Raw genomic sequence first — 13,016 nt, 5'->3', positions numbered from 1 at the left:
TCTTAAAGACCGTTCGAAGATCAGTGTAGCAGAAGATGTTTTAACTGCCTTTTCTTTTCGGGTGTAAGTCCCAATTCTTCTTCCAAATAGTTATTGATAGACCCGTGTTGTTGACGGATATAGTCGCGGGCGTAGGACAGGAATCGGCTGTCGGCCGATTGTATCAACGATAGAGCTTCTTGTGTTTCGTCGCAACAGTTTTTAGGATCGAACGAGGTTCTCCGTTTGTCGAAATAACGGTTGGAGAGCAGATAGTCGTTCATGATAACGTCTTCGGGTATATCCAAAGCGCTGAGTAAAAGCGATACGGCGAATCCGGTATAGTCTTTTCCGTTTACACAACTGAGAATAATGGGATAATTGTCTTCTACGAGCAATTGGTTGAACATCGATTTGAAGGCTCTTTTCGAACCGGAAACCATCGCGACGTATAAATCTTGCATGAACAGGTTGGCATCTCCTCGTCTCAGTTCCTCTTTTTCGAGCCGGGGTAATAGATTTTGTCTGTAATGAAGAGAGCCCGGCAGATTGATTACATTATCGAAGCCTAGTTCGGGACTCGTTTTGATGATGTCTTCGCTATCCCGGAAATCGATTAATGTTTTTATCCCCATGTTTTTTATCCGGTTGATGCTGTTTGCTGTCAAAGAGTTAAATTCGCCCGACCGGAAAATTTTTCCCCATCGTATTTGTTTGCCGTTTTTGGTTTCATATCCGCCTAAGTCCCGGAAGTTTTCGATATATTTCAATCGTTCGGCACGTGGCCCTACGATACGGTCGTATCGGTCGTTAAACCGAAGAAGAAAGTAATAACGATATGTTTGCAGACTATCCGGGACAACGGTGTAACCCGTCTGAATGCTTGCTGTTGCGACAGGTTCTTTTGCTGTATCGAAATGCTCGGGGTCGGTCGATCGGTAAACTTGAACTTCTCCTTCAATCCTCGGCGTGGTTTCCCATTTTAACAAGTAGTTGTTTTGCAAGTCGATTTCACACGCCACATCAATGTCTGGGCTGTGCGTAGAGCAAGCGCTCAATGCGAGGAGCAAAGAACAAAGTTGTAGGTAACGCATATCGTTCGGTGATGAAATTTTATTGCAAATATAAGACAATGCGATAGTTAGCCGTACCGAGGTTTGTTTTATTTTAGAATATTTATAGGGCGTTTGGATTACTCCGGGGTAATATAATTCGCAGCGAACTCCGGTGTTATGTAGTTGTCCATACTGCAACAGACGGTCGCGGCGAACTCCATTCCGTATCGTACGATCGGTTCCCATTCTTCGGGAGTAAGACTATATAACATATCGAGCGTAATGTCGTGTTTGAGCAGTCCGAACAGAACTCCTGCATTAAAAGAATCGCCTGCGCCGATCGTACTGACAGGTGTTACAGGGGTTGTCGCAAAATGTTTGTCGCCTTTTTCACAAAATAGTTTCACTCCTTTACTGCCTAACGTACAGATAAAGTTCGGGCAGTAGAATTTGATATGATCCGTATATATTTTTTGAGGGTCTGTGACGTGGAACAGATTGTTGAAATCATCTGCCGAACCTTTCACCAAGTCGGCGTATTCGAGATTTTCGAGTACCGATGGCATGAGTTTCACAGCTTCATGGGCATGGGCATCGCGAAAGTTAGGATCGTAATAGATGATTGCTTTTCTCTCTTTGGCAAATTCCACCAGCTCGCATACCTTTTTCCGAAGTGTTGGATTCAAGGCGAAATAAGACCCGAATATGATAATGTCGTCTTTTTCAATGCGCGGCCACACGAAGTTGAGTCTTTCTTCGGGAAACTGGTTGTAGAACATGTATTGGGCTTCGTTATTCTCGTCGAGGAAAGCCAGCGAGATGGGTGTTTTTCCTTCGCAAAAAATATCCAGATTCTCGGTACAGACGCCATTTTTCTTCATGAAGTCGATGATGATGTCACCGACCGTGTCTTTCCCGATTTCGCTGATGAATGTAGCCGGTACGCCTAATCTTCCCAGCGAAATGAGCGTATTGAACGTGGAACCCCCCGGAACGGCGTGAGAGGGTTGGTTGTTCCTGAAAATAATGTCGAGAATAGTTTCTCCTATGCCTATGATTTTACGCATGTCCTCGTGGTTTATTTATTCTGACTTTGTTCTCTGGAACGGGTTCCCAAGTATCCTCCGTGGTGACGCAGGGCATATTGATGGGCGTCGAAATGAGTCGCCTCCATAGCGCCTACGACCAGAATATCGCCGATAACCGTCATAAGCGTGGTCGAGGTCGTCGGTGTTAGCCCAAGTGGGCATACTTCTCCCGGGGCTCCGGTAAAAAGGCATACGTCGGCACGTTGGGCGAGTTCGCTTCGGTTGTTCCCGGTAATGACGATGAATTTCAATTCGGGCATTAGGTTCGAAGCCAGTTGAAGAAGTTCGAGTATTTCGCGAGTTTTCCCCGAGTTGGAGATGACCAGCATCAAATCGTTTTTTTGCAATATGCCCAAGTCTCCGTGTTGAGCTTCGCTGGGGTGAAGAAATACGGCAGGAGTCCCGGTCGAGCAAAATGTGGTAGCGATATTCATGGCTATTTGCCCGGCTTTTCCCATTCCGCTGGTAACGAGTTTCCCTCCCTTTCGATGTACCTGCTCGACGATAAGTTCGACGGCTTTTTCAAACTGGTCTGTGACCGGTATATCCAGAATGGCCTGAGCCTCTTTTTGTAGGATTTCCTCTATTTTTTCGGTAAAATTCATATCTGTTTTAGGCTTTATCTTGTACAAAAGTAATAAAACGCGACGAAAAAGCTCGGACTACGTGCTATATTTCGTTACTTTTTCCGAAGTTCTTTCCCTTCGAACCGGCAAAGCGCCTCTTTCCATTCGTCGCTGATAGGGGCGGCACGACCGGCCGTTATATCGAATCCCACCATGACTGTGTGGCAAACGCCCTTTATTTGTCCGGTTTCGGTATTGACAATTTGCTGTAACAATTTGAAACTGCGGTTTCCTATTTCGACCGTGCAGGTTTGCACAGCGATGGGTTCACCCGGATAGATGGGCGATAGGAAATCGGCATTGACGTTGGCGACAACGACATCGGCTTTCTTCCAGTCGATATTCTGGGCTTTCACGGTCTCGAAATAACGGGCTTTCCCCAAGTCGTAGAAAGAGAAATATACCGAGTTGTTTACATGCCCCAGCAGGTCTATGTCGTTGAAGCGGAGTTGAAGCGGAAGCGTGTGTCGAAATGCAGGAGATGTCGTTTCCATTGTCTGTTTTTTTATCTTTATCTGAAAATAATGTTGTCGATAACCCGATGTCCGAATTCTGCGTTGATACGGGTTAGAAGTTCGTTTCGCAACATCGTCAGTTCGTTGCGAAGAACAGCAGATGATAGACGCACATAGAGCGTTCGGTTGTGTACATACATCGATTGTGTATAGGAGTTTACCGTCTCTCCGGCAATTCGGGGCCACAAGCGCATGACTTGCGTTTCGTCGAGTTTCTGCCCGAAATTTTTTTCCGAGATGAATTGGGAGATAATGTCGCCGATAGGAAGTGCATCTTGTTTTTTCATGGCGTTTTTCCCTCCAAGATTTTAACTTCTCCCCGATCGACGGAGAAAATATTGTATTGCGACCCGATGAAATGTATGATTTCGTCCAAATATTTCCGGTTTGTGTCGGTAATGAATATTTGCCCGAAATGATCCGACGAAACCAATTTCACGATTTGTTTTACACGCTCGGCATCGAGCTTGTCGAAAATATCGTCGAGCAACAAGATAGGCGCTGTATCGCCTTGTTCCCGCAAAAAATCGTATTGGGCCAGTTTCAAGGCGATCAGGTAAGTCTTGCATTGTCCTTGCGAGCCTATGCGTTTCATGGGATACTCGCCCAGCATCATGTCCATGTCGTCCCGATGTATGCCTCGGGAAGTATATCCCAGTATCAGGTCTTTGTGGCGGTTGGCTTTCAGTTGCGGCAGCAGTGCGCCCTCGGAAAGATGGGATTTGTAAATGAGATCGGCCGATTCGTTTTGCGATGAAATTTCGTTGTAAAACCGCCGGAATACGGGAATAAACGATTGCAGAAAACGGTCGCGGCTGTTGTGAATTTGTGCGGCTGTCGAGTCCATTTGCTCTTCCCAAATGTCATATAGCATCTCTTCGGAACACTCCTGTCTCAACAGAGCATTGCGTTGTTCCAACGCTTTGTTGTACCGTATGAGCGTGCTTAAATATTGTTTGTCGAATTGGCTGATAACCAAGTCTATGAACTTTCTTCGCTCTTCGCTTCCGCCTAAAATCAATTCGTTGTCCGACGGAGCGGCCATGACTAAGGGGGCAAACCCGATATGATCCGACAACCGGTCATATTCTTTTTTGTTCCGTTTAAACGCTTTTTTCTGTCGGCGTTTGATACCGCAATACAGTTCTTCTTCGTTTCCGTTACGCTCGTAATAACCTTGTACGACAAAAAAGTCTTCTCCGTGTCTGATGTTCTGCGAATCGGGATTGCGGGTATAACTCTTACAAAACGAAAGGTAATAGATAGCATCCAACAGATTGCTTTTCCCCATGCCGTTATTGCCTAAAAAACAATTGATGTTGGGCGAAAAACTCAGGTCCGCTTGGGCAATGTTTTTGAAATTGACTATGGATAGCCGGGAAAGAATCATGTCGGGTTATCTTTTATTTCTACAAACATACGCAAACTTTTTTATTTTTTGCGAATAATGTTCGATGGAAATGGAATGAAAAAGTCGTGGGAGTGGGGGAAATCATGCGCATAATTGGGTCTATTAGAGCTCCTCGTACAAAAAAATGAAGATGAAATTTTATTTATAAAAAGAAATAAATTACTTTTGTCACTCGATTCTGTATAATAGGAATTGTGTAGAGGATAAAAAATAATTAAAAGACAAGAAAAATATGGCAGAAAAAGAAAAAGACGAGCTTGAAAAAATGAATGAGGCTCTCTCTATGTCGGAACAGTTTGTTGAAAAGTATCAGAAACCCCTCTTGCTCGGATTGCTGGTCGTAGTGGTGATTGTCGGAGCTATATTGGGAGTACGTCATTTCTATCTGTTGCCCCGTGAGGATAAAGCTCAGGCTGCGATGTATCAGGCTGTTATGGCTTTTGAAAACGATTCTATCGATTTGGCGATTAACGGTAATGAAAAATTCGATGGTTTGTTGACGATTGTCGACCAATACGGTTCGACGGCTGCCGGTAATTTGGCGAATGCCTATTTGGGATTGGCTTATTATGAAAAAGGGGAATACGAAACGGCACAGAAATATCTTTCTGCATTCAGTGCGGACGAGACCGTGTTGTCTCCTGCCGTGACTGCCGCTATCGGGAACTGTCTGGTGGATATGGAAAAATATGCCGAGAGTGCCAAGTATTTCGAGAAAGCCGCTAAGGAATCCGACAATGCGGTTTTCAGTCCCATCTATTTGAAAAAGGCTGCCGCGGCTTATGAGAAAGTGGGTAACAACGAAACTGCCGTGAAACTCTATCAGGAGATTAAGGACAAATATCCTACCTCCAACGATGCTCGTGGAATAGAACGTTACATCGAGCGTGCCCAAAACAAGTAATTAAGAAATTCAATCATATCGGTAAGGCCGTCTCTCATTTCGAAAGGCGGCCTTATTTCAAAAAGAGAAACCGAATATATGGCAACTGCTTATCACAATTTATCGTCTTATGACGCTGATACTATGCCCGATGCTTCGGGCATGAAAGTGGCTATCGCCGCCGCCGAATGGAATGCCGAGATCACCGATGCTCTATTGAAAGGAGCTGTCGATACCCTGCTCCGTAACGGGGTGAAGGAGGAGAATATCTATGTGGCCCGTGTGCCGGGAACTGTCGAGCTGACTTTTGCCTCGCAGCAGATGGCCGAGTTTTACCAGCCCGATGCCGTGATTGCCATCGGCTGTGTCGTGCGGGGAGATACGCCTCATTTCGACTATGTTTGTCAAAGTGTCACACAAGGTATTACACACCTCAATACACTGTTCGGGATACCCTTCATCTTCGGGGTGTTGACGACCGATACCATGCAACAGGCAAAGGATCGGGCCGGAGGAAAATTGGGTAATAAAGGCGACGAAGCGGCGGTGACGGCAATAAAAATGCACGATTTCGTTTGTAAATTAAAATAAGAGTGCTATCTTTGCACTCGCTTTAAGGGCAAATACCAGAGTGGCCAAATGGGGCAGACTGTAAATCTGCTGGCTTACGCCTTCGGTGGTTCGAATCCATCTTTGCCCACAAAAAAATTGCGGAAGTAGCTCAGTTGATAGAGCATCAGCCTTCCAAGCTGAGGGTCGCGAGTTTGAGCCTCGTCTTCCGCTCTATAAAGAGAGGGTACATCGTTTCGATGTACCCTCTCTTTTTTATTTCTTTTCTGTCGATTAAAATATCGGCTATGCAGCAAGCCTGAACTATTCCCCTCCTCCCTTGCCGTGCCCCGTAGCATTGCGGGGTGTTTTGCCATGCAAAATATAGGGGAGGGATTGAGAAAGAAGATCATTTGCTTGAAGAATTTAACTCCCTTGCCCTGTGGGCACTCCCCCTATCTCATCTGAGATGAGCAGGGGGAGAGGGCTAAAATGTGCTTCGAAGATTTCAGTATAGAGGAGAGGAATCGAGTAACCCGGTGCTAACTATGAAGTGCCGCGTTTCCGGTTGGGTTGAACTTATCCAACTTTTGGGAATCGGTTCACTTTTAAACTCCTCCCCTGTGTTTTGTATTGCAAAATATAGGGGAGGTGTCACGCGGTGACGGAGGGGTTGAAAACCGTGGTAAGCGGAGCGTATTGGGTAGCAACCACTCCCCTACCGTGTCCCGTAGCATTACGGAGTACTCTGTGTAACTTTACGTAAAGAAATGGAAATAGATGACAAGCGTTATAAATATATATACAATCCAAGCGATAACGGTGTAGAACAACTCCCAGTTGGCATACGGTTCGTTGTGAGCTCTGCACCAACGTCGATGGGAGATTAGCCCCCACTGCGGTATGGCAAACAAGGCTATCGACAGCCCGATGAGCCACTTGATGCCTACAACGAAACAAAGCCCCGCAAGCCATGTTTCCACGAACGCGATTAGCTCGATGTATTTCAAGCGGATAACCGATTTGCTTTTCTTTTTCATGATGCGGCAACTAAATTATGAACAGTCCAATAAGTAAATATACACCAATAAAGCAGATAAAGAATCCACCACGGCACAAATAAATATTCGTCTTTTTTCTTGCACCGAAAGGGATAATAGACCAATTGGCCGAATAGTGTCGCACAGGCTGTCAGTCCTATCCACGCTACTGCTGTACCCAAATCGCTCATGAGCATCAAGATAAAACAAATAGAGATATTAGTTTCCACTTGTTTTTCGTATTTATTTAATTCGAACATATGTTGCTGATATGAACTCTTGTTAATAGTAATTTTAGTCGATAGCTTATAAATGGCCTTAGTGTCTATTTGGTTAATCCTAAACAGCCCATGCTAAGGATAAATATCCTCCGATATATCTTATAATATATTGAATGATTTCGGCTGTTTGTTTTCATGGTTTTATGATTTATAGATTAACGTTTGCAAGATAAATAAAAAAATAAATTTTGCAATATTTTAACCAGGTTTTTCTATCTTGTTTTTGTATCATCATGCCATAAATGAGTGTGTGACTTGTTTTTACTTTGTCGAAAAAAACGATGGAAACACAAGAACAAAAAATGGTGGAACGGCTGTCGATGCGCCGTATGGAGATAGAGATGTTGAGGTGTGAAGTATTGTTCCGGTACTACGAACGGTTGCTCGGTTTAGATGTGATAAACGATCGTGACGAAGTGAAGAGTATCATGACTTGTATCAACACGCTCGAACGCTATGCCCGCAAATATGAAAAGAAGTTCGAGGAGTTGTTCGCGAATCAAAAAGAGGCTATGCCCGAAGTTGCTGTGTCGGAGTCGGACTCTCCGAAAGAGGCGAATCGGGTGGCGGACATCGATATGGACAGGGAGGAATGCGAATTGCCGGATATAGAAGACCGTGAGCAGTCGCAAGTCCCGCTTGTCGCACCTGCTTCTCTTTTGCGAAACAATCAGGAGCATTCAGACCTTTCGACGATAAATCATGTTTCGCATCGGGCGGTCGATCCCATTATCAAGCTGAAAAAACAATCTTCTAAAAAAGTTCGTCGAAAGAGATAGACGCCGGAGACATCGATAGGCATATCGAATGCCGTTTGAAAAACAAGAGACTCTCGGTGGCGATTAAACGAGCTTTTTTCTTCTTTTCACTTCGGCTTTTAATTTGTTCAGCCATTTGTCGTAGGTCGATTCCTTCAAGAGCATGGTATGGGAAGTTTGCTTTTGATTGACTTCGTTTTTGCGGGTAACGGTCAGTTCGTTCCGGTAAAGAGAGAGCTTTACCTCCGTACGTTTGTCGGAAAGCGGTAGAATGAGGAATACGGCTTCGGTCGATTCCCTTTCGGTAGCTGTACCGAAGGTTTTTAAATTCCTTTCTACATCGTCCCGCTCGGTGTGTCGTGTGCCTCGTATGATTCCGCTCTCTTTGTCGGCTTGCACGATAGTGAACTGCTCGGCTTGTAGAAGCGATAAGGTCGAATAGAATACCATGTCGTGGTTTTCGTCGAAATATTCCGATGTAATTCGGGTAACATCGTCGGAAGATAGTTCTTTGAATAAACTGCAAGAGGAGAGAAACAGGAGCGAAACGAGTAAAGACAGTTTGGGTAATCGACTCATAAAATGTTTATTTATAAATATATCCCGGAATGACTTCCGGGATATATTCGGCAATTTTAGTATTGTTTGATGGCTTTCTCAAAGTTAGCGTTTTTATCCAAAGGAATTAAGCTGAATCCGTAAGAAATTTTTCCGGGAGCTAAATTGATTTGGTATTCCTCATGAGGCTGAGCGCCCCAAGAATCGTCTCCGCCGAGTCCCATCATACGGTAATCGATGAACAGGTCGACCAGTTCGGCCGGCTTGGGATCGCAGTTGTGACGTTGCCGGGGATTTTCGGGACGCTGACGACCGTCGTCACGATGGTCTCCGCTATCGAACGATTCGAGGGGATAGTTCGAAACATTGAATTCCAACAAGCTGTCGGCGACGATTAGCAAAGCGTTCTTTTTGCCTGTGAGAGCAAACCAGCTCACATCGGTGCGATGGTTGTTTTCTTGCGGACGTACATACGGCTCGTAAAGGTCGGCTATGTTGGCTTCGTATCGCCCGATAAAGCAACTGGTACGACGGTCTATGTAGTTTTCCCACGGTCCTCGGCCATAGTATTCCAACCGGGTGAATGAGTCGGGTAACTGCATACGCAATCCTATGCGGGGAATCATGGGCGCTTGGGGATCGGATACCTCGAACGTATTGTCTACCTTGATAACTCCGTTACCGAATATCGTATAGGAGATTTCCCATTCCGACCGGGTTTGCGGGTAAAGGTATCGGCAAACGACACGAACGTTATCGTTCTCTTTTTTATCGATGGAGAACGAACGGGCGACAGGGGGCTGTTGGGTGGCCTCTTTCCATTTACCCAATAGTTTGGGTGAGTTATAGCCGTAGTCGTTGTCTAACGGAGCTCTCCAAAAAGCGGGGCGGAGTCCGAATCCGTCGAGGATATATTCGGTTCCTTTGTATCGGTACGAGGTGATCAATCCGCTGTTTTTGTCGAATGTAACGCTGAAATTCTTGCCGGAGAAAATCGTCTCGTCACCATTATCGGTTTGTGCGACGACTCCTTGATCGGGTTTTGCAACTGGCTTGATAGCCGGTTTGACCGAGATTTGTTCGCGTGCTACGACATAACCTTGCGGAAGGAAAGGTTCCGCTTTTTTCTGTTTGGCCTCGAATTCGATTTGATAGTCTACGGTTTCTTTATCCATATTCGGCAGCCCGCTCAATGCAACCGTACATTTCTGACGCGGACGCAACGAGACGGTGAATTTCCCGGTTTTCAATACTTTCCCGTTCCCTTTTACCGCATAAGCGAAATCGTATTTGTCGAGGTCTGTGAAGAAAAATTCGTTTTGAACTTCGATCGTTCCTTTCGTTCGGTCGAAGTTTTTGAATTTGATATTTTGATAAACCTTGCCCATTTCAATGGTCTGCGGTTTTATTTTCCGGTCGGGATATACGATACCATTGATGCAGAAATCTCCATCGGAGGGAGTTCCGGTATCTCCGTAATCACCGCCGTAAGCCCAGAATTTTTCGCCTTTTTCATTTGTCTTTTCGAGTCCTTGATCTACCCAGTCCCATATACAGCCGCCTTGAAGAAGATCGTATTTTTCGATGATATCCCAATAATCTTGGAAGTTTCCTAAACTGTTCCCCATAGCGTGGGCATATTCACAGAGGATAAGAGGCCGATGCGATTTGGGGTTAAGAGCATATGCTTCGATTCCTTTCGGGGAAATATACATGGGGCAAACGATATCCGTATTCCATTCATGTTCGGCACGTTCGTATTGAACCGGACGGGACGGATCCCGTTGTTTCAGCCACAAATAGGTTTCATAAAAACAGTAACCGTTCCCCGCCTCGTTCCCCAGAGACCATGTGATGATAGACGGGTGGTTTTTATCCCGTTCTACCATGTCTTTAAGACGGTCTAAATGAGCCGGTAAATAGAGAGGATTGTTACCGAGACTTCCTCCGGCTTGTAAGCTATACCCCATGCCATGAGTCTCGATGTTGGCTTCGTCGATGACATAGAATCCGTATTCGTCGCATAGTTCATAAAATCTTTTTTGTTGAGGATAGTGACAAGTGCGAACCGTATTTACATTGTATTTTTTCCAAAGCTCGAAATCTTTGAGCATGGTTTCTTCGGTTATGTAATGACCGGTAAGCGGGTCGTGCTCGTGTACGTTAACCCCCTTTACAAGGATAGGTTGCCCGTTGACTAACAGTTGTTTGTTCTTGATTTCGACGGTGCGGAACCCTATACGGGAAGGAATGCATTCTTCGATTTTCCCTGTTTCATCGGCAGTCGAAATAAGTAGTGTGTATAGATTCGGAGTCTCGGCGGTCCATGCTTTTACGTCGTTTATCGTTTCTGCAAAAGAGACGGATTGTGAACTGTTCTTGTCGAGTTTTATCGCTTTTTCCCCGTGGGCTACGGTTTGTTCGGCGTGGTCGATGAGTCGATACGAAACGGAAATGGAACGCGCCTTAACCTCGTCGTTTTGTACTTTTACATCAAGTTTGAATACCCCGTTCTTGAATGATGAGTCGAGAGGTGTTTGTACTTCGAAATCAGCGATTCGGGTTTGCGGTTGGGCATAGAGATATACGTCTCTTTCAAATCCGGTCAGCCTCCAAAAGTCCTGTCCCTCGAAATAATTGGCATCGGAGAATCTGTGCATTTGTACGGCTAAGGTATTTTCCCCGGGTTTTACGACAGGAGTTATATCGAATTGTACCGGAACTTTCCCTGCTTTCGACATACCTATGAATTCACCGTTCAGATAGAAGTAAGCAGCACCTTTTACCGCATCGGCGCTTAGAAAGATTCTTTTTCCTTTCCAGTTTGCGGGGAGGGCGAAATCCCGGCGGTATGTACCGGTCGGGTTCCACGCTTCGGGAACCATAGGAGGATTGGGCTCTTGGAGATATTTGTCGAATCCCGGAGATACGAATTCATACCCTACATTTACATAGATAGGGTCGCCGAATCCTTGCAGCTCCCAGTTTCCGGGAACTTTTATCTCTTTCCAATCGGCGGTGTTAAAATCGGGCTCCATGAAATTCATGGGTCTTTCTTTGATTTTTTCGGTATAATGGAATTTCCATGTCCCGTTCAAAGGTAGGTAGAAACTTCCGTTCGCCTTGTCCTTGTTCAAAGCCGATGTCTCGTCGATGTAAGAGGTGAAACTGGCGTGAGGCGGCAGCTTGTTGATACTGAGTAATTGCGGGTCGGTAATTTCGGCAAATCGATTTTCTTGCTGTTGTCCGAAGATAGGTGCGGATAACAGGCAAGCGGCCGATAGAAATAGCACAATGTTCTTCATGTCGTTTATCGTTTTTATTTGTGAATAGTGTGTTATTTATTATAGACGGTCATTCGCCTCGATATGAGGACGGAGATTGTCCGGTATTTTGTTTAAAAAATTTGCCGAAGAAAGATTGATTGGCAAAGTTCAGTTCTTCCGAAATTTCTTGGATACTTAGCGTCGTGGTTTTTAGGAGTTGTTTGGCGGCCATAATAACGACGTCGGAAATGATCTCGTGAGCGGTCTTGTGACTTAATTGCTTGATGACCGAGGATAAATGCTTGGGCGATATACAGAGTTTATCGGCATAAAAATCGACGCTGCGATTTTCTTTATAATGCTGGGTAAGCAAGGAGAGAAACCTCCATAGAATATCTTCTTTACGGGATATTTTCAATTTCTTGCGTTCTACCCGTATGGCAAACATTTGGTTTAACTCCAAGATGAAAGCAGAAATAAGAGAACGTATGATCGCATAGTTTACGTGGGCCTCGTATCTGTTTTGTATCAGACGAAAATAGCCTTCGACCACTATCGACTCATTCGCTGAAAGGGACGTATGCGGGTGTCTGGCGATATAGGTACTTAACGAGAAAATGGTTTCCAAGTCCAAAAAAGCATTTCTTTCTTTGGGCGAATGTTCTCTCATCGAGAGATAACGTGCCTGAAAGTCGCTGCTCGTTTTTATCGGTTTCCAAATCGTGTTGGGGTAGAGGAACGCGATACTACCGGGTTCGAGTACATATTCTGTAAAGTTCAGTTGCACGGTTTTACAACCTCGGGTACATAATACGATCGTAAGTTTGTCGGAAGATGTGAGTAATGTATTATCCTCGGAAGAGGAAGCGGGCCTTTCAAAAGAAAGTAGAAAATGTTCCTGCGTTTGCGGATTTAGATTCGTATCCGTAGATTTTGGAGGCATTTGCATATGGTATCCTTCATAAAGTCAATACGGACAAAGATAAAAATTTTATCTGAATCGGACA

14 protein-coding genes and 2 tRNA genes are annotated in these 13,016 nt (G+C 45.0%); 5 read left to right on the top strand and 11 right to left on the bottom strand.

What is annotated here, in order from left to right:
* Positions 1-20 precede the first annotated feature (20 nt).
* The 6 genes from NBH06_RS08975 to recF all read right to left on the bottom strand — a co-directional run bounded on the left by NBH06_RS08975 (position 21) and on the right by recF (position 4,653).
* Complete coding sequence (locus tag NBH06_RS08975; protein ID WP_250793925.1) at positions 21-1,280, bottom strand: tyrosine-protein phosphatase; 1,260 nt, start codon at positions 1,278-1,280, stop codon at positions 21-23.
* Positions 1,172-2,101: a carbohydrate kinase family protein gene (locus NBH06_RS08970; protein ID WP_250793921.1), complete on the bottom strand. Its 930-nt coding sequence runs from the start codon at positions 2,099-2,101 to the stop codon at positions 1,172-1,174. The genes NBH06_RS08975 and NBH06_RS08970 overlap by 109 nt, the downstream gene beginning before the upstream one ends.
* A gap of 11 nt (positions 2,102-2,112) precedes the next feature.
* A complete protein-coding gene (locus tag NBH06_RS08965; RefSeq protein WP_021891656.1) occupies positions 2,113-2,727 on the bottom strand; it encodes an SIS domain-containing protein in 615 nt (204 codons plus the stop codon).
* 74 nt (positions 2,728-2,801) lie between these two features.
* Entirely contained in the window at positions 2,802-3,242 is a 441-nt protein-coding gene (locus NBH06_RS08960) for an acyl-CoA thioesterase (RefSeq protein WP_008863120.1), read from the bottom strand.
* Positions 3,243-3,259: 17 nt separating this feature from the next.
* Entirely contained in the window at positions 3,260-3,550 is a 291-nt protein-coding gene (locus NBH06_RS08955) for a DciA family protein (RefSeq protein ID WP_021891655.1), read from the bottom strand.
* Positions 3,547-4,653, bottom strand: a complete 1,107-nt coding sequence (gene recF, locus NBH06_RS08950) for a DNA replication/repair protein RecF (protein WP_046410496.1) — start codon at positions 4,651-4,653, stop codon at positions 3,547-3,549. The genes NBH06_RS08955 and recF overlap by 4 nt, the downstream gene beginning before the upstream one ends.
* 253 nt (positions 4,654-4,906) lie before the next feature.
* Here recF and NBH06_RS08945 point away from each other — a divergent pair, with 253 nt between their 5' ends.
* The 4 genes from NBH06_RS08945 to NBH06_RS08930 all read left to right on the top strand — a co-directional run bounded on the left by NBH06_RS08945 (position 4,907) and on the right by NBH06_RS08930 (position 6,340).
* Positions 4,907-5,578 (top strand): tetratricopeptide repeat protein, encoded by a 672-nt coding sequence (locus NBH06_RS08945; protein ID WP_250793917.1) that lies wholly within the window; start codon positions 4,907-4,909, stop codon positions 5,576-5,578.
* 78 nt (positions 5,579-5,656) lie between these two features.
* Positions 5,657-6,148, top strand: a complete 492-nt coding sequence (gene ribH / locus NBH06_RS08940; protein ID WP_008863124.1) for a 6,7-dimethyl-8-ribityllumazine synthase — start codon at positions 5,657-5,659, stop codon at positions 6,146-6,148.
* Between the two features lie 26 nt (positions 6,149-6,174).
* Positions 6,175-6,257, top strand: a tRNA-Tyr gene (locus tag NBH06_RS08935).
* 10 nt (positions 6,258-6,267) lie between these two features.
* A tRNA-Gly gene (locus NBH06_RS08930) sits at positions 6,268-6,340 on the top strand.
* A 524-nt stretch (positions 6,341-6,864) separates the two neighbouring features.
* Here the strand turns inward: NBH06_RS08930 and NBH06_RS08925 are convergent.
* Both NBH06_RS08925 and NBH06_RS08920 read right to left on the bottom strand, forming a co-directional pair.
* Complete coding sequence (locus NBH06_RS08925; RefSeq protein WP_250793915.1) at positions 6,865-7,146, bottom strand: hypothetical protein; 282 nt, start codon at positions 7,144-7,146, stop codon at positions 6,865-6,867.
* Complete coding sequence (locus NBH06_RS08920) at positions 7,143-7,376, bottom strand: hypothetical protein (RefSeq protein ID WP_250793913.1); 234 nt, start codon at positions 7,374-7,376, stop codon at positions 7,143-7,145. The genes NBH06_RS08925 and NBH06_RS08920 overlap by 4 nt, the downstream gene beginning before the upstream one ends.
* Before the next feature lie 332 nt (positions 7,377-7,708).
* On the opposite strand from NBH06_RS08920, the gene NBH06_RS08915 reads away from it, so the two are divergent.
* A complete protein-coding gene (locus tag NBH06_RS08915; protein ID WP_250793910.1) occupies positions 7,709-8,206 on the top strand; it encodes a hypothetical protein in 498 nt (165 codons plus the stop codon).
* A gap of 63 nt (positions 8,207-8,269) precedes the next feature.
* Here the strand turns inward: NBH06_RS08915 and NBH06_RS08910 are convergent, their stop codons facing one another.
* From NBH06_RS08910 to NBH06_RS08900, 3 genes are read right to left on the bottom strand one after another with little or no spacing between them, the layout of a single operon-like run.
* Positions 8,270-8,764, bottom strand: a complete 495-nt coding sequence (locus NBH06_RS08910) for a hypothetical protein (RefSeq protein WP_008863128.1) — start codon at positions 8,762-8,764, stop codon at positions 8,270-8,272.
* 56 nt (positions 8,765-8,820) lie between these two features.
* Entirely contained in the window at positions 8,821-12,048 is a 3,228-nt protein-coding gene (gene lacZ, locus NBH06_RS08905) for a beta-galactosidase, LacZ type (protein ID WP_250793908.1), read from the bottom strand.
* Positions 12,049-12,097: 49 nt separating this feature from the next.
* Positions 12,098-12,952, bottom strand: a complete 855-nt coding sequence (locus NBH06_RS08900) for a helix-turn-helix domain-containing protein (protein ID WP_157260388.1) — start codon at positions 12,950-12,952, stop codon at positions 12,098-12,100.
* Between the last annotated feature and the right edge of the window lie 64 nt (positions 12,953-13,016).

The organism is Barnesiella sp. B2-R-119 (assembly GCF_023656675.1).
Classification (GTDB): domain Bacteria; phylum Bacteroidota; class Bacteroidia; order Bacteroidales; family Barnesiellaceae; genus Barnesiella; species Barnesiella intestinihominis.
Note: the sequence above shows the minus strand (reverse complement) of the source record. Positions and strands in the feature narration are given on the sequence as shown.

Coding starts and splice junctions, on each gene's coding strand:
- NBH06_RS08975 (WP_250793925.1), bottom strand. CDS start 1,280: ATGGGAACCGATCGTACGATACGGAATGGAGTTCGCCGCGACCGTCTG.
- NBH06_RS08970 (WP_250793921.1), bottom strand. CDS start 2,101: ATGCGTAAAATCATAGGCATAGGAGAAACTATTCTCGACATTATTTTC.
- NBH06_RS08965 (WP_021891656.1), bottom strand. CDS start 2,727: ATGAATTTTACCGAAAAAATAGAGGAAATCCTACAAAAAGAGGCTCAG.
- NBH06_RS08960 (WP_008863120.1), bottom strand. CDS start 3,242: ATGGAAACGACATCTCCTGCATTTCGACACACGCTTCCGCTTCAACTC.
- NBH06_RS08955 (WP_021891655.1), bottom strand. CDS start 3,550: ATGAAAAAACAAGATGCACTTCCTATCGGCGACATTATCTCCCAATTC.
- recF (WP_046410496.1), bottom strand. CDS start 4,653: ATGATTCTTTCCCGGCTATCCATAGTCAATTTCAAAAACATTGCCCAA.
- NBH06_RS08945 (WP_250793917.1), top strand. CDS start 4,907: ATGGCAGAAAAAGAAAAAGACGAGCTTGAAAAAATGAATGAGGCTCTC.
- ribH (WP_008863124.1), top strand. CDS start 5,657: ATGGCAACTGCTTATCACAATTTATCGTCTTATGACGCTGATACTATG.
- NBH06_RS08925 (WP_250793915.1), bottom strand. CDS start 7,146: ATGAAAAAGAAAAGCAAATCGGTTATCCGCTTGAAATACATCGAGCTA.
- NBH06_RS08915 (WP_250793910.1), top strand. CDS start 7,709: ATGGAAACACAAGAACAAAAAATGGTGGAACGGCTGTCGATGCGCCGT.
- NBH06_RS08910 (WP_008863128.1), bottom strand. CDS start 8,764: ATGAGTCGATTACCCAAACTGTCTTTACTCGTTTCGCTCCTGTTTCTC.
- lacZ (WP_250793908.1), bottom strand. CDS start 12,048: ATGAAGAACATTGTGCTATTTCTATCGGCCGCTTGCCTGTTATCCGCA.
- NBH06_RS08900 (WP_157260388.1), bottom strand. CDS start 12,952: ATGCCTCCAAAATCTACGGATACGAATCTAAATCCGCAAACGCAGGAA.